Below are 17,836 nucleotides of genomic sequence, written 5' to 3' on the forward strand. Positions count from 1 at the left end.
GATGCTCCTGATTCGTCGGCCGGTTGTCCGGCTGCGGTGATAGGAAGCATAGGCATGCCGCTCGCATACCGGTAGGCAGCGTCGTTTATCCTCTGTGTTCTATCCATAGGACGATGATGATGCCGCGATGCAACAGGACCTGAACGATCTCTTCTACTTTGCCCAGGTGGTGGACCATCAAGGTTTCGCGCCCGCCAGTCGCGCACTCGGGATCCCGAAGTCCAAGCTCAGCCGTCGCATTGCCTTGCTGGAGGAGCGACTCGCCGTGCGCCTGATCCAGCGCTCCACGCGGCGCTTTTCGGTGACCGAGATCGGACACAGTTACTACGGGCATTGCAAGGCGGTGCTGGTGGAGGCTGAAGCGGCACAGCAGGCGATCGACCTGACCCGCTCGGAGCCCCAGGGCATTGTCCGCGTCACCTGCCCGGTGGCCCTGCTTCACGCCAGAGTTGGCGAGATGGTGGCAGAGTTCATGGCTGCGTGCCCCAAGGTAACCGTGCATCTCGAGGCCACCAACCGGCGCGTGGACGTGATTGCAGAGCGCGTTGATGTTGCCATCCGGGTACGGGTACCGCCGCTAGACGACAGCGATCTCGTGATGAAGGTGCTGGCCGGGCGTGCATGGTGCGTGGTGGCGGGTCCCCGGCTCCTGGCGGGCCAGGCCGAGCCGCGGTCTCCCGCGGATCTGGCGCACCTTCCCACGCTTGACCTGGGCCCGGCCCAGTCCAGCCACGTATGGCGCCTGGAAGGCCCGGAAGGCGCCTTCGCCGAAGTGCGGCATGTACCCAGGCTCGTGACAGACGACATGCTCACGCTTCTTCGCGCGGCAACGGCGGGGATCGGGGTTGTGTGCTTGCCGTCCATGTTGATCACGGATCAGCTCAGACAAGGACACCTGGTCCACCTCGTACCCGCCTGGCAGCCGCGGGGCGGTGTCATTCATGCCGTGTATCCGTCGCGCCGCGGCCTCCTGCCGTCAGTACGAGCACTGATCGACTTCCTCGCCGCCCGCTTCGGCGAGATCGACGAGGCATAGTCGTGCGGGCCAGGGCATGTGCGCAGCCCGGGACGCCAGGGATGGCGCATCCGCTTGCGCGCGGTGCCGGGACCGCCGCGCGTCCGGCCTGGAACGCCCTGCCCTGGCCGGTCAGGCGTGGCCAGTGACCTTGGCAATCCTCCGCTCGAACCAGTCGTCGAGCATGGCTTTCTCGTAGCGCAGCCGGTCCGAGTAGCCGTACAGATTGACGCCCCAGTTGAAGTTCATGTTGGACATGCGCTCCTCGCCGCTGGCGACGACCTCGTCGCCATGCTTGAGCACATACCTGACCTTCATGCGCGGCCATGTGGCGTCGCGAATCACCCGGATCTGCGACGCGTAGCGCCAGTCGACATAGCCGGCCAGGTCGATGTCGAGCACCTCGATCGTGAGCGCGTAGCCTTCGGGAAGCGAGCGGGCGGCGAGCCGGGCCAGATGCTGGTTGATTTCCTCAAGCACCTGGCGGTCGCTGCCGTATCCCTGCGACCATGAGGCATCGGTATAGGTCTCGGGATGGATGAACGTCACGGCCAGCGTGCCGGACGGATGAGCGGCGGCGCCGGCGAACGCCGGCAGCCCCAGCGCCAAGATCGCGGCCAGCGCTGAAACGGTGTTCCTGAGCATGGCACCTGCCTCGCTTCTGGTCAGCACGGCTGGCAATACCGAACAGATGACGGCCATCCTGCGCCCGGCGTCCAGCCGGCGAGGCCGGGCTGCCTTCAGGATAGACCACGGCGCGGCGGCAGGCACCGGCGCCATGGATATGGCGTGGAGCGTGCCAGATTGCATGGGTGTCCCTCTGGTACCGCCAAACCCGCTTAGTTCCTGACAGCCAGCCGCACCGGCCCGTCCTCGGCCCGGCGGGAAGCGCTGGGGTGCAGGCGTGTTCCGGTCACGAAGTAGCCGTGCAGATCGTGCGCAAAACGGTTGAGCTTGCTGATCACGCCTTTGTTGCCACGGCTCAGCGCGTTGTAGCCCAGCACGGCGGGAATGGCCACGGCCAGGCCGAATGCGGTCATGATCAAGGCCTCGCCAACGGGGCCGGCCACCTTGTCTACCGTCGGGATGCCCGACGCACCAATGCCGATCAGCGCGTGATAGATCCCCCATACGGTGCCGAACAGACCCACGAACGGTGCGGTGGAGCCTACCGATGCCAGGATGGCAAGGCCCGCCTGCATACGGGCCACGGCTTCTTCGATCGACATCTTCAGCGAGCGGGTCAGCCAGTCCGAGATATCCAGTTGGGCATGCAGTTGCGGCTGGTGTGCGTGGTGGCGCTGCATGGCGTCCTTGCCGGCCAGGGCGAGCGCGCGGAAGGGATTGACTTGGCCGGCGCCCAGCGTGTCCAGCGCGTGGTCGAAATCGTCCGCGTGCCAGAAGCGCCCTTCTGCGTCATGCACATTCTTCCTGAGGCGAACCAGATCGCACGCCTTGCTGAGAATCACGATCCACGACAGCAGTGACATTGCGAGCAGAACAATGGCGGCCGCGCGTATGACGAAGTCGCCTTGCGACCAGAGGTGGAAGATTCCAACGTTCTGCATGGTGATTCCTGGTGGCATGAGGCGGCGGCGATACGTCGGGCGAAGTGTCGCCACGCACGGTGACCTGAGGCAGCATGGCCGCCGATGCCGGCGCGGATGGCGTACCGGATGGCTCCGTGGCCTCTGCCGGCTGGGCGTACGCAACAGGGGCGGCGCTTCCGATACGCACGACAATGGTGATGCGTTGTGCGCGCGTCTTCGGGAGCAAGCGGGGGGCGAGAACAGGAACGGCGAAGGCGGGCATTGGCTCCTCCCAGCTCGCGGATGCTCGGCAGGCGATACATGCGGCTAAGTCTAGTTGATGGCGCCGTCAATTACTGATGATTGTCATAATCATTCGCATCACGCAAACGACCGTCGCCAACTGTCTCGTGCTCGCCTGCTTGCTGCCGTGCCACATGCGCCTGGGCAGCCCCCGGCACCAGGCAGAGCCAGGACGGTTGCAAGCCCGCGCACAACGTGCGCGTGTTGTCAGTGGGTAATTCTCTGGGGCGTTAATTGCGTTCTCTGGCGCCGACAGCGTCGATGCGCGGACGAGTCCTGGCACTGGCTCCCGGTGCGGGCGGCGCACCGTCTGCAGACGTCAGCCCCCGAAGCGGATCGGGTCGTACGGGCGGGGATCGATATAGGGTGGCACGCCGTCGAGCAGTTCGGCGATCAGGCGCGCCGTGACCGGGCCCAGCGTGAAGCCCTGATGGGCGTGCCCGAAATTGAACCACAACCCACGATGGCGTGGCGCCCTGCCCACGACGGGCTTCATGTCGGCAACGCACGGCCGGGCGCCGAGCCAGGGCGTGTCCTCTACCGGCGCGCCGAGCCGGACCAGCTCGCGGGCGTAGCGCTCGGCGCGCTGCAACTGGACGGGGGTCGGCGGCGCTTCGTGGTGGGCGAACTCAGCCCCCGTGGTCAGGCGCAAGCCGCGCTGCATCGGCGCCAGCATCAGGCCATGCTCGGCATCGAGCAGCGGCAGCTCCGGCATCGATTCGACCGCATAGTGGCGGTGATATCCGCGCTTCACGAACAGCGGAAAACGATAGCCGAGAGGCCTGGTCAAGGCTGGCGCCCAAGGGCCTAGCGTGATCACGGCATGCGCCGCCGTGAGGGGGCCGTCTTCGGTTGCCACGGTCCAGCCGGTGCCGGCCGGCTTCAGCGTGGTGGCGTCGCCGCGGCGGACGATGCCGCCCTCTTTCTCGAACAGTGTGACGTAGCGGCTGACCAGCTCGCCGGGGTCGGCGATGGTCCAGGGATCGCGCCAGTGGATCGCGCCGGCCATCGTCCCGTGCAGCGCCGGCTCGGCAGCGGCAAGCCCGGCCCGGTCGAGGATGCGGCAATCGAGCCCGTGCTCGCGCGCGACCGCGCTCGCGGCGCGCGCCGCATGGTCGAATGGCGAGTTGCTGCGATAAGCCTGCAGCCACCCTGACTTGCGCACAAGGTCCTGCGCGCCGGCCAGCGCGATGAGCCTGTCGTGCTCGGTGAGGCAGTGGCGAATCAGCGCGCTGTAGGCTGTCACCGTGCCCGCATACCGCTTGGGCGCGGACTCGCGCCAGTAGCGGGCCAGCGTCGGCAGCAGGCCCGCGAGCGCGCCGGGGTGGTAGTGGACATCGTTGCCCTGGCGGGTGATCACGCGAAGGACGGCCATCCATTCGCGCGGAAAAGCATAGGGTTGAACCGCTTCGCGCTGGATGATGCCCGCGTTGCCATATGACGTTTCCCTGCCGGGCGCCTGCCGGTCGACCAGCACGACCGCATGCCCGCGCTGGCGCAGCGCGACTGCCGTGCACACGCCGACCATGCCGGCGCCAAGTACCACGATGTCCGTTGTCATGCCGGTAGTCCGTGTTTCAGGAGCGGGTCGCGGCGACCACCGAGATTTCGAGGCGGGCCGGCAGCACCAGGTCGCAGCAGACCGTGGTGCGGACCGGCAGYGGATCCTGGAAATGCTCGCGATACGCCTGGTTGAACCCCGCGAAATCCGTCTTGTCGGTGAGATAGACCGTTGCCGAGACCACATCGCCGAGCGTCAGGCCGGCCTCTTCAAGCGTAGCCGCGATCCGCGCGAGCACCAGGTGCGTCTGGGCCTCGATGCCCTCGGGAATGCTGCCGTTGGCCTCGAGCGGCAACTCGCCGGAGAGGAAGGCGAGGCCGTTGGCGATGCGGATCTTGGAAAAGGGCAGATTTGCGATCTGGGTCATGGCGAGCCGTAGGGGTAGCAGGAGGGAGAGAATCCGTGCCCCGATTCTCCACGCTGGCCCGGCTAAACGGAATATGCGTCGCGAGCAATTAATCGAATAAATGATTGCCGATAAGGCAATCATTCACCGCTCACGCCGTGATGGCCTCCGTCAGGTGCTGGACGAAGGCCCGCCCCGCGGGCGGCAGGTTTCGCTTGGCCAGGGTCTGGATCTCGATATAGCGCTCGTTCAGCTCCCGGTCGCGCAACGGCACGGCGGCGACGGTGCCGGCCTTCAGGCGGCCCCGCACGGAAAGCTCGCCGTAGAAAGTGATGACATCGCCCCCCGCTGCCGCGAATCCGGCCAGCGAGTCCAGATGGTTGCTGGAAAAGACGGTCTGGTAGCGCAGGCCCTGGCGACTGCAGCTGGTGTCGAGCAACTGCCGCAGCGAGCTGTCCTTGGGCGGCAGCGCGAGCGGATATTCGACGACCTGCGACAGTGAAATCTGGCGCTGTCCAGCCAGCGGATGGCCGGGCGCCATGATGGCGAGCACGGGGGCCGGATGACGCAGCTCCACTTCGATCTCCGGCTCGGGAAGCCCGCTCAGCGTGATGCCCACGTCGGCCTCGCCATCGCGGATGCGCCGGGCAATGTCGCCTTGCGGGCAGACGTCGAGGTCGAAGCGGATCCCGACGTACTTTTCCCTGAAGCTCGCCGCCAGCAACGGAATGAATTCGTGCGCGATGCCCTCCACGCTCGCCAGCCGCACCCGCCCCACGCGCAAGCCGCGCAGCGCCTGGATATCGCCCGCCACGCGGTCGATGTCCTGTTGCGTGCGCTTGGCGTGTGCCGCCAGCAACTCTCCTGCCGCATTGGGGACCAGCCCCCTCGCCCGCCGGTCGAACAACAGGGTATCGAGCTCGCTTTCCAGCTTGGCGATCTGCCGGCTCACCGCCGACGGCGCGACGTTCAGCTTCAGGGCAGCGTCCTTGACCGTGCCGGTGCGCACCACCTCGAGAAAGTAGCGCACGGCGGTTTCCTGCAGGATGCGGTAGGACATGGGGGCGCCTCGGCGCAAATGAACAGGGATGCGGTCAATTCTACGGATTGCCGATTTGGCAATCAATAGTTCTAAACATTGCTACGATTTCATTCCAACTTGATCGTACGATGATGGTGTTACCCGGCGCACCGCTGTCGCGCGTCGCTTACCCATCCTGCCGGAGCATCAATATGCGATCCCCTGCCCGCCCCGTCTTGTCCCTCCTCATGGCTTGCGGCCTTGCCGCCGGGGCCGGCCTGGCGCCAGCCCTCGCCGCCGCGCAGGGAAGCTACCCGTCGAAACCGATCCAGCTTGTCCTGCCGTTTCCGCCAGGCGGCGCCACCGATGTCGTTGGCCGCTTGGTCGGCCAGAAACTGGGAGAACGGCTTGGCCAGACCGTGATAGTCGACAACCGTCCCGGCGCCGGCACCGTTGTCGGCGCGAGTTATGTCGCGAAGTCCGCGCCGGACGGCTACACGCTGATGGCGACGTCCGGCACCACGTTCACGGTCAACCCCGCTGTCTACCCGCGGCTCCCCTATGACCCGCAGAAGAGCTTCGAGCCGATCGGCCTGATCGGCTCGACCGGCCTGATACTGCTCGCGAACCACGACGTTCCCGTCAACAACCTCAAGGAGTTCGTCGCCGCGGCAAAGGCAGACCCCGGCAAGTACTCCTACGGCTCGTTCGGCGCCGGCACGACCGCCCATTTCGCCGGCGAAGCGCTCCTGAACCTCACCGGCATCAAGATGCTCCATGTGCCCTACAAGGGCAGCTCTCCGGCCATGACCGACCTGATCGGCGGCCAGATCCCCTTCAGCGTGGACACCGTGGCCGCGGCCATCCCGCAACTCAAGTCCGGCAAGATCAAGGCTATCGCGGTCACCACGGCAAAGCGCTCGTCGCTGCTGCCGAACGTGCCGACCGTGGCGGAAAGCGGCTATCCCGGCATGGACGCCAGCACCTGGATCGCGCTCGTCGCGCCGCGAGGCCTGCCGCCCGAAGTCAAGGCAAAGCTGGAGAAGGCGCTGGCCGAGGCCATCGCCGATCCGGCTACGCGCAAGAAACTGGCTGACAACGGCATCGAGCCCTCCTACGCGCCGGGCAAGCAAGTCACCAGCATGATCGAAAAGGAAATGCCGCAGATGCGCGCCATCGCGCAACGCGCCAATATCAAGCTCGATTGACCTTCCAGACGCGGGCCGCCGGTTCCAGGACGAAACGGCCCGAGGAGACCCTWCTTCATGAACGAGCAAGACAAGCTGACCTCGGCTTCCGCAGTCGAACTTCGCCGCCTGATCGGCACCAAGGAAATCTCGCCGGTTGAATTGCTGGACGCGTGCATTTCCCGCATCGAAACCTACAACCCGGCCATCAACGCGATCACGGCGACCTGCTACGAGCGGGCACGCACGGAAGCCCGGGCCGCCGAGCAGGCGGTCATGCGCGGCGAATCACTCGGCCTGCTGCACGGACTGCCGCTTGGCGTCAAGGACCTGGAGGCAACCGCGGGGCTGCTCACCACCTACGGCTCGCCGCTGTTTCGCGGCCATCTGCCCACCGAGGACAACGTGCTGGTAGCGCGGCTGCGGTCGGCCGGCGCCATCGTCGTTGCCAAGACCAACATCCCGGAAATGGGCGCCGGCGCGAACTCCCGCAACGCCGTCTGGGGCGCGACCGGCAACCCCTTCAACCCGAACCTCAATGCGGGCGGGTCCTCCGGCGGCTCGGCCGCCGCGCTGGCGGCCGATTTCCTGCCGGTCTGCACCGGCTCCGACACCGGTGGCTCGCTGCGCATTCCCGCGGCCAAGTGCGGCGTGGTCGGCTTCCGGCCCTCGCCAGGCATCGTACCCAACTCGCGCAAGCTGCTGGGCTGGACCCCGATCTCCGTGGTCGGCCCAATGGGCCGCACAGTCGCCGATGCCTGCCTGCAGCTTGCGGCTTCGGCGGGTGTATCGGTCACCGATCCGCTGAGCTACGAGGTAAATCCGGCCGCTTTCCTCTCGCCGGCACGCGTGGACCTGTCGGCCTTGCGGGTCGGCTGGACGGAGGACTTCGGCTGCTGCGCGGTGGACGACGGTATCCGCCGCGTGTTCCGCGCGAAGATTGCCGCGATGCGGCATCTGTTCAAGCAGTGCGATGAGGTGACCTTCGACCTGGGCGATGTGCACCGCTGCTTCGACGTGCTGCGCGCCGAGAGCTTCGTCGCCGGCATGCACGAGGCCTACCAGCGCGATCCCGCCAGCCTCGGCCCCAACACCCGTGCGAACTACGAGATGGGCGCGAAGATGTCGCTGGCCGATAGCGCGTGGGCGCAGGCCGAGCAGAACCGCATCCTGCAGCGCTTCCAGCAGGCCTATCGGGACTACGACGTCATCCTGTCGCCCACCACGCCGGTCTCGCCGTTCCCGTGGACCAGCCTGTACGCGGATACCATCAACGGCGAGAAACAGGAGAACTACTACCGCTGGCTGGCCCTGACGTATGTCGTGACCCTGACCACGCACCCTGCCATCTCGCTGCCCTGCGGCACCGACGACCTCGGCATGCCGTTCGGCCTGCAGGTGACCGGCCGGTTCCGGGGCGACGGTGAAACCCTGGGCGTGGCCCAGGCGATGGAAACGGCGTTTGCCGCATCGGCGGCATTGCGCCGTCCCGTTCCCGACCTCGCCGCCCTCAGGCCTGCCGAGCCCGCGCTTCGTTCCATCGTCACTGCGCCGCCGATCTTCGGCGCCGCGGCACAGGCGAGCGGCGTCTCCGCGGTATAAGTGGCAAGCGCCTCGTGCGGTCGTACCGTTGTCACCCGCTGCTGCGCGACCCGATCCCCCTGCCAGGGCAAGTCAACGGGCCTCTTGTGGATTCGCCAGAGGATCGGCGACCGCCCCTCTCGGCATAGGCTTGCAGCTTCTCGTGTAGCATTCGCACGGTGCCGGAATTCGTCGCAGGGCTTGAGGAAGCCCTCGACGATATGCAGGGAGCCATCGAACATGGTGCGTTCCCGGCAGCTGACGCACGGCTGGGCGATGACGAGGCTGCATCCGACAGCAGAGATTGGAGCCTAAAGACTTACAGGGAAAGGCAACGTGCAGACAGTTGCGGTTTTGGATTTCGAAACGACGGGGCTGTCGCCGCGTCAAGGTGACCGGGCTACGGAAATTGCCGTCATCCTTTTGCGCGACGGGCAGATCGTCGACCGCTATCAAAGCCTGATGAATGCGGGCAGGCGTATCCCTTCCGATGTCGTGAATCTGACGGGCATCACTAACGACATGATCGCGTCGGCACCCGCCGCGTCAAAGGTAATGCGCGAAGCAGCCGAGTTCGTTGGCGACCACCCTGTCGTCGCACACAATGCCGGCTTCGACCGGCGCTTCTGGCAGTCTGAGCTTGGGCTTCTCGGCATGGCCGCCGACCAGTCCTTTGCCTGCACGATGCTCGTGTCGAGGCGGCTCTACCCGCACGCCGGCAATCACAGGTTATCGACGCTGGTGGACATGCTGCAATTGCCCAAACCCGGGCGAGCTCACCGGGCCATGGTCGACGCGGAGATGACCTGTCATTTGTGGCACCGACTGCGATCCGACATCGCCCAGACGTACGGCGTGAATCGCGTGGACCATACCCTCATCACAAAAGTGCAGGCCACCAGCAGGGCCAAGGTTCCGACACTCCTGCGCTCGCTGGGTGAAGGCCAGCCACCCGGGCCATATACCGCCTGAGGCAGCGTCCTTGAGTGCCGGCGACCAGCCTCGCTGCAGTCTTCAGGCCGTCAGGCAAGACCAGATTGGCTGCCTTCACAGCGGACATGCCACGCATTGGTCGTGACCAGCCGCTGCGCCGGGTTCAGGTAAATCGATCGGACAGGATGAGCGCGCTGAGCTCGCGCTGATTCCAGAAGATGTGATGAATTCGAGGCAGCGCCTTGCGCAAGGTGTCGGCGTCGATCGCATGGAAGACCAGTTCCGCTGCGGGGCGCGTGCCATCCCCGGGCACATGTTCTATCTCATCGCAAGGCGGCAGGCCGTACTTGGCCAGGAAGGCGCGGATATCCTCGTCGGAGATGTCGGGCTTCAGGTTCGTTAGCAGAACACGTGTCATGCTGGCTACTCCTTCGAGACAGTTGCGCGCGGAACTTTCGCGGCCGAATCGTCRTACCGACCGTGGCGAACAAATAAAAGTTAGTGCGATCTTGTCCGCATTGCAACCTTGCCCGCCACCCGCATTGCATTGCAGGCGAAGGCCATCCGGGTGCGCCGGGGCAAGTGCCATCCGGCCTGCGAAAGCCCGGCGCCAGCCGGTCCAGGGCGGTACCGCCGCCATGTGCCGGCCGCTCGTGCCGCGCAATTGCCTCCTGCGATAGCTTGGCGGGGCCATGTCCTAAAACGTTGGATCTACGACATTGATGCCATCAGGCCTGGCGCCTACTCTAGCTCCTGTGCTGGCCGACATGGTGTCGGCCACGGCAAGACTGGAGCAGAAGACATGACGAATACCACACAACCCGGTACGGCCCTGATCACTGGCGCATCTTCCGGCATCGGCGCCATCTACGCGGACCGCCTGGCGCGGCGCGGCTACGACCTGGTACTGGTGGCGCGCAACCGCGAGCGCCTGGAGACGCTGGCGCAGCGCCTGACCGACGAGACTGGCCGTTCGGTCGAGATCGTCACGGCCGACCTGGGCGCGGAAGCCGACGTCCGCCGCATCGAAACGCTGCTGCGCACCGATGCCAGCATCACCACGCTGGTCAACAATGCCGGCGTGGGCGCGGTCGCGCCGCTGCTGGCTTCTGACGTGGACAAGATGCAGTCGATGATCGAGCTGAATGTGGTGGCGCTGACGCGGCTGACCTATGCGGCCGTTCCCGGCATGGTGGAACGCGGTACCGGCACGATCATCAACATTGCCTCGGTCGTGGCGATTTCCCCCGAACTGCTGAACGGCGTCTACGGCGCGTCCAAGGCCTTCGTGCTGGCGCTGACCCGGTCGCTCAAGCATGAACTTGCCGACAAGGGGGTGCGCGTGCAGGCCGTGCTGCCCGGCGCGACCCGCACGGAGTTCTGGGATGTCGCCGGCCAGCCGGCGGACAATCTGCCGCAGGATTGGGTGATGTCGGCGGACGACATGGTCGACGCGGCGCTCGCCGGGCTGGACCAGGGCGAGGTCTTCACGGTGCCGTCACTGCCCGACGTGGCCGACTGGAACGCCTACGAATCCGCGCGTACGGCCCTGTTCCCGAACCTTTCGCGCAGCGCGCCGGCGGCAAGGTTTGGCGTGGGCGCCTGATAGCGGTCCCTCGCCGCCTCGCCACCTCGCCTGCCTGCTCAGGCCAGGGCCTCGACCGCGAGGGCGATGCCCTGGCCGCCGCCGATGCACAGGGTCACGATGCCCCGGCGTATCCCGTCCGCGCGCATCGAGTGCAGCAGCCGCGTGGTCAGGATCGCGCCGGTCGCGCCGATGGGGTGGCCGTGCGCGATGGCGCCGCCATCCACATTGATGATGTCGTGCGGCAGGCCCAGTTCGGCGGCAACCGCCAGCGGCACCGCCGCGAATGCCTCGTTGATTTCCATCCGCTCGATATCGCCCAGCGCCCATTGCGCACGCTCCAGGGCCTGGCGCACGGCCGGCACGGGGCCGAGGCCGAACAGGCCCGGCTCCACGGCGCCGACGCCATAGGCCACCAGCCTCGCCATCGGCGCCAGTCCCCTTTCCTCGGCCACGGAACGTTCGGCGACCAGCATGGCTGCCGCGCCGCTATTGAGCCCCGGCGCATTGCCCGCCGTGATGGTGCCGTTCTTGCGGAACGCCGGCCGCAGCTGGCTGAGGACCTCGAACGTGGTGTCCGGGCGATTCGCCTCGTCCACGCTGAACATCACCGCGCCGCCCTTCGCCTTCACCGGCACGCCGACGATCTGCGCGAGGAAACGGCCTTGCGCCTGGGCGCGGGCAAAACGGCTCTGCGAGCGTTCGGCCCAGCGGTCCTGTTCATCGCGGCTGATCTTGCAGCGCTCCACCAGATCCTCGGTATGCCAGCCGGAGTGTTCGCCCGAGAACGCATCCACCAGGCCGTCCCGCAGCATGCTGTCATGCAGCGCCGCATCGCCCATGCGGCTTCCCCAGCGGGCGGCAGGCATCAGGTAGGGCGCCTGGTCCATGTTCTCCATGCCGCCGGCGATCGCCACGTCCATATAGCCGAGGCGGATTTCGTCGGCCGCCGTGGCAATGGCCTGCGCGCCGGAGCCGCATACCCGATTGACTGTCATCGCGGGCACCGAAACCGGCAGGCCCGCTCCGATGGCGGCCTGCCGCGCCGGATTCATCCGGTTGCCTGCCTGCACCACGTTGCCGAACACCACGCTGCCGACCAGGGCCGGGTCGAGGCCAGAACGACGGAAGGTCTCGCCGATCACCGTCGCGCCGAGCTCGGTCGCAGGCGTAGCCTTGAGCGCGCCGTTGTAGGCCCCGATGGCTGTGCGAACCGGCTGGCACAGCACGACTTCTCTTGCTTTCATCGCATTCACTCCGTTGACTCCTTGCTTGTCGGTTTCGCAAAATCTCCGGGCGGACGGTGCGCCTGCCAGGCACCCGGGCCCGTTATCTCCATGGCATCCGCCAGCGCCCGTTTCAGCATGACCTTGCCGAGCTGAAGCCGGTACGCTGCATCGGCAAAGCTGTCCGTCAGCGGCGTCACGCCGGCAAACGCCGCCATTGCGATGCGATCCATGTCATCGGCCCCGCCCGTGAAGCCGGCGCCCAGCAAAGCCTCGGCGGCATAAGGCCGGAAAGCCGTGTCGGCGACGCCGGTGATCCCGATCGTGCCGCCCACGCACCGGCTCCCCGCGAACCGCAGCGCGACGGCGGCGGCGGCCACGGCATAGCCCGACGATGGATGGCGGAACTTCCGGTATCCGACCCGCAGCGCGGCCGGCATGGGAATATGGATGCGGGCGAGGATCTCGTCGGGCTGCACGGCCGAGGACATGAACCCCACGAAGAACGCGTGCGCCGGCACACGTCTCGTGCCGTTGGCGCCGGCCAGCTCCATTTCGGCCTCCAGCGCGAGCATGGCAGCCGGCCAGTCCGCCGACGGATCGGCGTTTGCCAGCGCCCCGCCGATGGTTCCGCGATTACGCACCGCGGGATCGGCGATGACGCCCGCAACCCGGGCAAACATCGGGGCCAATGCCCTCAGCTGGCTGTCCGACTCCAGTTCGGCGTGGGTCGTGGCACTGCCGATCGAGATGTGATCCTGGTGGATTTCCACGCCCTTCAGCTCGGGCAGCCGGCCGATGTCCACCAGCAGGGACGGCCTGGCCAGCCTCAGCTTCATCAGGGGCAGAAGCGAATGGCCTCCGGCCACCAGCTTCGCGTCCGCATCGCCTGACAGCAGTGCGAGCGCGTCGGGCAGGCTGCTTGCCCTGACATAGTCGAACGGATACGGGATCATGCCTCGCTCCTGTTGGCCTCGTGGATCGCGCGCCAGATCTTGGGCGGCGTCAGGGGCATATCGAGATGGGAGATGCCGAATGGCTTCAGCGCGTCGCATACCGCCGCCACCACCGCCGGCGGCGCGCCGACGCAGCCGGCCTCGCCGATGCCCTTGACCCCGAGTGGATTGGTCGGCGAGGGCGAGACGTGAAAACTGGTGCGCATGCGGGGAACCTGCTCGATCCGCGGGAAGCCGTAGTCGAGCAGCGATCCCGACAAAAGCTGGCCCGCCTCGTCGTACCTCGCCTCCTCGAAGAGGGCCTGGCCGATGCCCTGCGCAATACCGCCGTGCATCTGGCCGTGGCAGAGCATGGGATTGATCAGTACCCCCACATCGTCTACCGCGACGTAGTCGAGTATCTCTACCATGCCAGTCTCGATGTCCACCTCGACGACCACCGCATGGCAACCGTTGGGCGCCCCCATCGAGGTGGGCTCGTAGAACACGCGTTCTTCCAGCCCGGGCTCGACATCCCTGGGCAACTTGCTCGCGACATAAGCCATGCGCGCCACCCGGGAAAACGCAACGGTGGTGTCCGCCGCCGCTGTCGAGAACCGGCCGTCGGCGTAGCGGACATCCTCCTCCGGCGCCTCCAGCATGATCGCGGCGATCTTGCGGGCCTTCGCGAGAATCTTGCCCGCGGCCAGGTAGGCCGCCGAGCCCCCGACCGGCATCGAGCGGGAATTGAACGTCCCGTGGCCCGCGAGCACGCGGTCGGTGTCGCCTTGCACGACATCGACGTCCTCCATCGGGAGTTGCAGCACCTCGGCCACGATCTGCGCGTAGCTGGTGGCATGGCCGTGCCCTTGCGGCATCGATCCGCTGAACAGCGTTACCTTGCCGTCGGAGTGCACCCGGATATGGGCGCTCTCCCACCCGCCGCGATCGAAGCCGACCCTCAGCAACAGGGCGGAGATGCCCATGCCCACCAGTTCCAGGTAGCAGGTCACGCCAATGCCGATGTACTTGCCTTGCTGCCGCAGCTCCGCCTGGCGCAGGCGCCAGCCGGTGTAGTCGACCAGTTCGGTGGCATTGTCCAGGCACGCCTGGTAGTTGCCGCTATCCCATTTTCCGCGCGCATTGTTATGCGGCTGATAGGGGAACTGGTCGGCCTGCACCAGGTTGCGCCGCCGGAGCTCGACCGGATCGATATCCAGCTCACCGGCGACCGCATCCATCATCCGCTCGACGATATAGGCCGCCTCCGGCCGGCCGGCGCCGCGATAGGCGTCGACCGGCGTGGTGTTGGTCGTGACGAGATTGACCTCGACGTCGACCGAGCTGATCTGGTAGTTGCCCGTGACGTAGCTGGCCGTGTTGACCGTCGGGATACCGGTGGCCATATTGGAAAGATAGGCCCCGAGGTTGGCGAACGATTGCACCTTGATGCCCAGTACCTTGCCGGAATCCTTGACCGCGGCTTCGACATATTCCACATGGGCGCGGCCGTGCGTGGTGGCCACATGGCTCTCGCTGCGGGACTCGGTCCAGCTGACCGGCCGGCCGAAATGCCTGGACGCAAACGCTACCAGCACCTCTTCGGCATAGAAGTGCATCTTCGCGCCGAACCCGCCCCCGATGTCGGGCGCGACGATCCGGATCCGGTGCTCCGGCCAGCCCAGGGCTTCCGAGAGCCAGCGCCGCGACATATGCGGCACCTGGGTAGGCACGATGAAAGTCAGCTGCTCGTCGACCGGGTCATAGCTGGCGCAGAGCGCGCGCGGCTCGAGCGGGCTGGGTATCAGCCGCTGGTTGACCAGGCGGATCGACACCACGCGGTCGGCCTGCCTGAGCGCGTCGTCATAGTCGCCGCCCTTGACGCGGTAGACGCCGATCAGGTTGCCCGGCACATTGGCGTGGAGTTGCGGCGCGCCCGCAGACAGTGCCGCCTGCGCATCGGCCACGGCTGGCAGTTCCCCGTACTCGACCGCCACCAGCTCGGCGGCATCGGCCGCGAGTTCTCGCGTGCCTGCCAGCACCATGGCGACAGCCTCGCCGGCGTAGCGCACCCGCCCCGCGGCAAGCGGCGGATGGGCCGGCACTTTCGAGTCCCCCACGACCCAGTTCGGACGGATATCGCCGACCTTTCCCTGGATATCCGCGTAGGTCAATACGCCCACGACGCCGGGCAGCGCGAGCGCTTGCGCCGTGTCGACATGGCGGACGTCCGCATGGGCGAAGGGAGACCGGACAAAGGCGGCGAATACCATCCCGGGGAACTGGAAGTCATCCGTAAACCTGCCGCGCCCGCTCATCAGGCGCCGGTCTTCCCGGCGCCTGACGGATTTGCCGATATAGCGCGTCGTGGCGTCTTGCGGGGCTTCACTCATGGCAATGCTCCTCAACGGCCACCGCATTGCCCTGCGCAAGCCTTGTCGCCGCCAGCAGGACGGCGTCGACGATATTCTGGTAGCCGGTGCACCGGCACAGGTTTCCGTGCAGCGCCTCCCTCACCTGCGCCTCCGACGGACAGTGCACGCGCAGCAGCAGCGCGCGCGCGGCAAGCAGCATCCCTGGCGTACAGAATCCGCATTGCAGGCCGTGGCATTCATTGAAGGCTGCCTTGAGCACGTTCACCGTGGGATCGTCCTCCATGCCCTCGATGGTGTGGATCGCGCTCCCGTCGGTCTGCACGGCAAGCACCGTGCAGGACCTTGCCGTGCGCTGGTCGAGCAGCACGGTGCAGGCTCCGCACTGGGAGGTGTCGCAGCCGATGTGTACGCCGGTGAGGCGCATGGCGTCCCGCAGCATGTGCACCAGGAGCTGCCTCGGCTCCGTCTCGGTGCTTGCGCTCACGCCATTGATGGTGTTGTGTATCTTCACTTGCGCCACCTTGCCTCCTTTATGTGCCGGCCGCCCGCGAGGCGGCCGCACGCTATGGAATTATGACCATCATACTAAAGAATGAAAAAAAAGAAACCAGCTTCCTCCGGCACGCTGCCTCCTCATCCCCGTCTCATCGCAGGCCACGGATCACTGCGCCGCGGCGACTGGCGCGCCCTGCGGCGGGGAAGCCGCCACGGCGGCACCACCCTCGCCCGATTCCATCACCAGTGTCTCGAAACGGGAGAAGAAATCCGCCAGGAACTTGTTGGCGACCGCCCCCACCAGCCGGGAACCGATCTGCGCCAGCTTGCCGCCCATCTGTGCAACTGCGGCATAGTGCAGGGACGTGCCGCCATCGATGTCCTCCAGGCGGACATCCGCGTCGAGCTTGCCGAAGCCTGCCATGCCCCCGGTGCCGGTTCCCTCTATGCGATAGCCGATTCCCTCCTGCCGGTCGGAGAAGCGGGCGGTACCCTTGAAGCGGGCCTTGATGGGACCGATGGCGGCAACGATCACCGCGTCATAGGCGTCGCCCTCGGCTTTCTGATAGTGCTCGCACCCCGGCAGGCACCGCTGCAACGTGCCAGGGTCGTTCAGGCGCCGCCAGACCTCCGCCCTGGGCGCCTTGATGACTTGCCTTCCAGTCAGTTCCAAATCTCATTCCTCCACGCTGTCGGGTCACTCGCCCCGGGTTGGCCACGCCGCTCCGGCTCTCGCCACAACCGTATCCGGCCGGCGCCAGCGGCGACGCAGGCAATATCTATCCGGTGTCTACATCCTAGGCAGGCGATCCGGGGTCGTCAAGCAATGCAATTCACTTCCACCTCGGTGCTTACCCTAGGAAGAGCCAGGCACGATCGCCGCTCCACCGCATCCGTCACTTCGGCCTGGTTATTCCATGATGCCCGTCATACTATAGATTGCACAGCGATGACAGCCGGCTCACCGGCATCATCATCATGAATGTATGATGGCCGTCATTTCAACGGGCGTCGCTGCCCTTCATCATGACGGAGTCCCCATCGTGCGTTACTCGCCAGATCACAAGGCCGAAACCCGCAATCAGATCATCTCGGCGGCTTCGGCCCAGTTTCGCGAACACGGCGTCAACGGCATTGGCGTGGCGCAGTTGATGAAGAGCGCCGGCCTGACCCATGGCGGTTTCTACGCGCACTTCGATTCCAAGGATGCCCTGATCGCCGACGCGGTCGACGCTGCCTTCGACCAGACCATGGCCTTTCTCGATGCGGCCGCGTCCGCGGCGCCGGCGAAGCAGCGCAAGCGTGCCATCCTTCAAGCCTACATGAGCAAGAAGCACCGCGACCATCCGGAAAGCGGCTGCGCGATCGCCGCCCTCGGCACGGATGTCTCGCGACTCGATGCCAAGACCCGGAAGCGATTCGAGGCCCGCGTCGGCTCGCTGATCCGGCTGATCGCGGGGGATGACAGTGAGTCCTCGCGCAAGGATGCGATCCTGATGCTGGCCACGATGGTCGGTGGCCTGGTACTCGCCCGCGCGGCGCGCTCGGAAACGCTGTCGAGCGAAATCGTGGATGCCGTGCAGGCATCCCGATAGCCGCCGACGGCCGGCGGCCGCCGTCTTCCCCCGTCCATTGCTCACCGCAAGATCGAGGTAAACCCGCGCAACGACGCTGAGCGCTTGACCTCTCCAGATCCGCTCACTAGCATGTAGACAGTGGATACACTGATGAGCCGATGCAGTCT

The 17,836-nt window shown here is 66.3% G+C and carries 17 protein-coding genes; 6 read left to right on the forward strand and 11 right to left on the reverse strand.

The window, feature by feature from the left end; all coding sequences use genetic code 11:
* Window positions 1–127: 127 nt before the first annotated feature.
* A complete protein-coding gene (locus AC1DK4_RS15405) occupies window positions 128–1,036 on the forward strand; it encodes a LysR family transcriptional regulator (protein WP_441619746.1) in 909 nt (302 codons plus the stop codon).
* A 111-nt stretch (window positions 1,037–1,147) separates the two neighbouring features.
* On the opposite strand, the gene AC1DK4_RS15410 is transcribed toward AC1DK4_RS15405, so the two are convergent.
* From AC1DK4_RS15410 to AC1DK4_RS15430, 5 genes are all read right to left on the reverse strand, one after another.
* Window positions 1,148–1,660 carry a DUF3016 domain-containing protein gene (locus tag AC1DK4_RS15410; protein WP_441619748.1) on the reverse strand — a complete coding sequence of 171 codons (513 nt, stop codon included), beginning with the start codon at window positions 1,658–1,660 and terminating at the stop codon, window positions 1,148–1,150.
* 194 nt (window positions 1,661–1,854) lie between these two features.
* Window positions 1,855–2,583, reverse strand: a complete 729-nt coding sequence (locus AC1DK4_RS15415) for a MotA/TolQ/ExbB proton channel family protein (RefSeq protein WP_441619750.1) — start codon at window positions 2,581–2,583, stop codon at window positions 1,855–1,857.
* Between the two features lie 583 nt (window positions 2,584–3,166).
* Window positions 3,167–4,408 carry an NAD(P)/FAD-dependent oxidoreductase gene (locus AC1DK4_RS15420; RefSeq protein ID WP_441619752.1) on the reverse strand — a complete coding sequence of 414 codons (1,242 nt, stop codon included), beginning with the start codon at window positions 4,406–4,408 and terminating at the stop codon, window positions 3,167–3,169.
* Window positions 4,409–4,424: 16 nt separating this feature from the next.
* Complete coding sequence (locus AC1DK4_RS15425) at window positions 4,425–4,775, reverse strand: RidA family protein (RefSeq protein ID WP_441619753.1); 351 nt, start codon at window positions 4,773–4,775, stop codon at window positions 4,425–4,427.
* Between the two features lie 130 nt (window positions 4,776–4,905).
* A complete protein-coding gene (locus tag AC1DK4_RS15430; RefSeq protein ID WP_441619755.1) occupies window positions 4,906–5,814 on the reverse strand; it encodes a LysR family transcriptional regulator in 909 nt (302 codons plus the stop codon).
* A gap of 173 nt (window positions 5,815–5,987) precedes the next feature.
* Between AC1DK4_RS15430 and AC1DK4_RS15435 the strand changes: the two genes are divergently transcribed.
* From AC1DK4_RS15435 to AC1DK4_RS15445, 3 genes are all read left to right on the forward strand, one after another.
* Window positions 5,988–6,983 carry a Bug family tripartite tricarboxylate transporter substrate binding protein gene (locus AC1DK4_RS15435; RefSeq protein ID WP_441619757.1) on the forward strand — a complete coding sequence of 332 codons (996 nt, stop codon included), beginning with the start codon at window positions 5,988–5,990 and terminating at the stop codon, window positions 6,981–6,983.
* Window positions 6,984–7,040: 57 nt separating this feature from the next.
* Window positions 7,041–8,564 carry an amidase gene (locus AC1DK4_RS15440; RefSeq protein WP_441619759.1) on the forward strand — a complete coding sequence of 508 codons (1,524 nt, stop codon included), beginning with the start codon at window positions 7,041–7,043 and terminating at the stop codon, window positions 8,562–8,564.
* A gap of 315 nt (window positions 8,565–8,879) precedes the next feature.
* The gene (locus AC1DK4_RS15445; RefSeq protein ID WP_441619761.1) at window positions 8,880–9,515 is read left to right on the forward strand and encodes a 3'-5' exonuclease; all 636 of its coding nucleotides are present in this window, start codon (window positions 8,880–8,882) and stop codon (window positions 9,513–9,515) included.
* A gap of 124 nt (window positions 9,516–9,639) precedes the next feature.
* On the opposite strand, the gene AC1DK4_RS15450 is transcribed toward AC1DK4_RS15445, so the two are convergent.
* Window positions 9,640–9,894, reverse strand: coding sequence for an RNA-binding protein (locus AC1DK4_RS15450; RefSeq protein ID WP_441619763.1), 255 nt, complete (start codon window positions 9,892–9,894; stop codon window positions 9,640–9,642).
* Between the two features lie 384 nt (window positions 9,895–10,278).
* Here AC1DK4_RS15450 and AC1DK4_RS15455 point away from each other — a divergent pair, with 384 nt between their 5' ends.
* Window positions 10,279–11,082, forward strand: coding sequence for an SDR family NAD(P)-dependent oxidoreductase (locus tag AC1DK4_RS15455; RefSeq protein WP_441643433.1), 804 nt, complete (start codon window positions 10,279–10,281; stop codon window positions 11,080–11,082).
* Between the two features lie 38 nt (window positions 11,083–11,120).
* On the opposite strand, the gene AC1DK4_RS15460 is transcribed toward AC1DK4_RS15455, so the two are convergent.
* The 5 genes from AC1DK4_RS15460 to AC1DK4_RS15480 all read right to left on the reverse strand — a co-directional run bounded on the left by AC1DK4_RS15460 (window position 11,121) and on the right by AC1DK4_RS15480 (window position 16,765).
* A complete protein-coding gene (locus AC1DK4_RS15460; RefSeq protein WP_441619767.1) occupies window positions 11,121–12,308 on the reverse strand; it encodes a thiolase family protein in 1,188 nt (395 codons plus the stop codon).
* A 5-nt stretch (window positions 12,309–12,313) separates the two neighbouring features.
* The gene (locus AC1DK4_RS15465; RefSeq protein WP_441619769.1) at window positions 12,314–13,243 is read right to left on the reverse strand and encodes an FAD binding domain-containing protein; all 930 of its coding nucleotides are present in this window, start codon (window positions 13,241–13,243) and stop codon (window positions 12,314–12,316) included.
* Window positions 13,240–15,615 carry a xanthine dehydrogenase family protein molybdopterin-binding subunit gene (locus tag AC1DK4_RS15470; protein ID WP_441619771.1) on the reverse strand — a complete coding sequence of 792 codons (2,376 nt, stop codon included), beginning with the start codon at window positions 15,613–15,615 and terminating at the stop codon, window positions 13,240–13,242. The genes AC1DK4_RS15465 and AC1DK4_RS15470 overlap by 4 nt, the downstream gene beginning before the upstream one ends.
* Entirely contained in the window at window positions 15,608–16,108 is a 501-nt protein-coding gene (locus AC1DK4_RS15475) for a (2Fe-2S)-binding protein (protein ID WP_441619773.1), read from the reverse strand. Before AC1DK4_RS15475 ends, AC1DK4_RS15470 begins: the two co-directional genes overlap by 8 nt.
* Before the next feature lie 150 nt (window positions 16,109–16,258).
* Window positions 16,259–16,765 carry an SRPBCC family protein gene (locus tag AC1DK4_RS15480; protein WP_441619775.1) on the reverse strand — a complete coding sequence of 169 codons (507 nt, stop codon included), beginning with the start codon at window positions 16,763–16,765 and terminating at the stop codon, window positions 16,259–16,261.
* Window positions 16,766–17,078: 313 nt separating this feature from the next.
* On the opposite strand from AC1DK4_RS15480, the gene AC1DK4_RS15485 reads away from it, so the two are divergent.
* A complete protein-coding gene (locus AC1DK4_RS15485; RefSeq protein WP_441619777.1) occupies window positions 17,079–17,687 on the forward strand; it encodes a TetR/AcrR family transcriptional regulator in 609 nt (202 codons plus the stop codon).
* The last annotated feature ends 149 nt before the right edge of the window (window positions 17,688–17,836 follow it).

It is taken from the genome of Cupriavidus sp. 05N38, assembly GCF_056397345.1.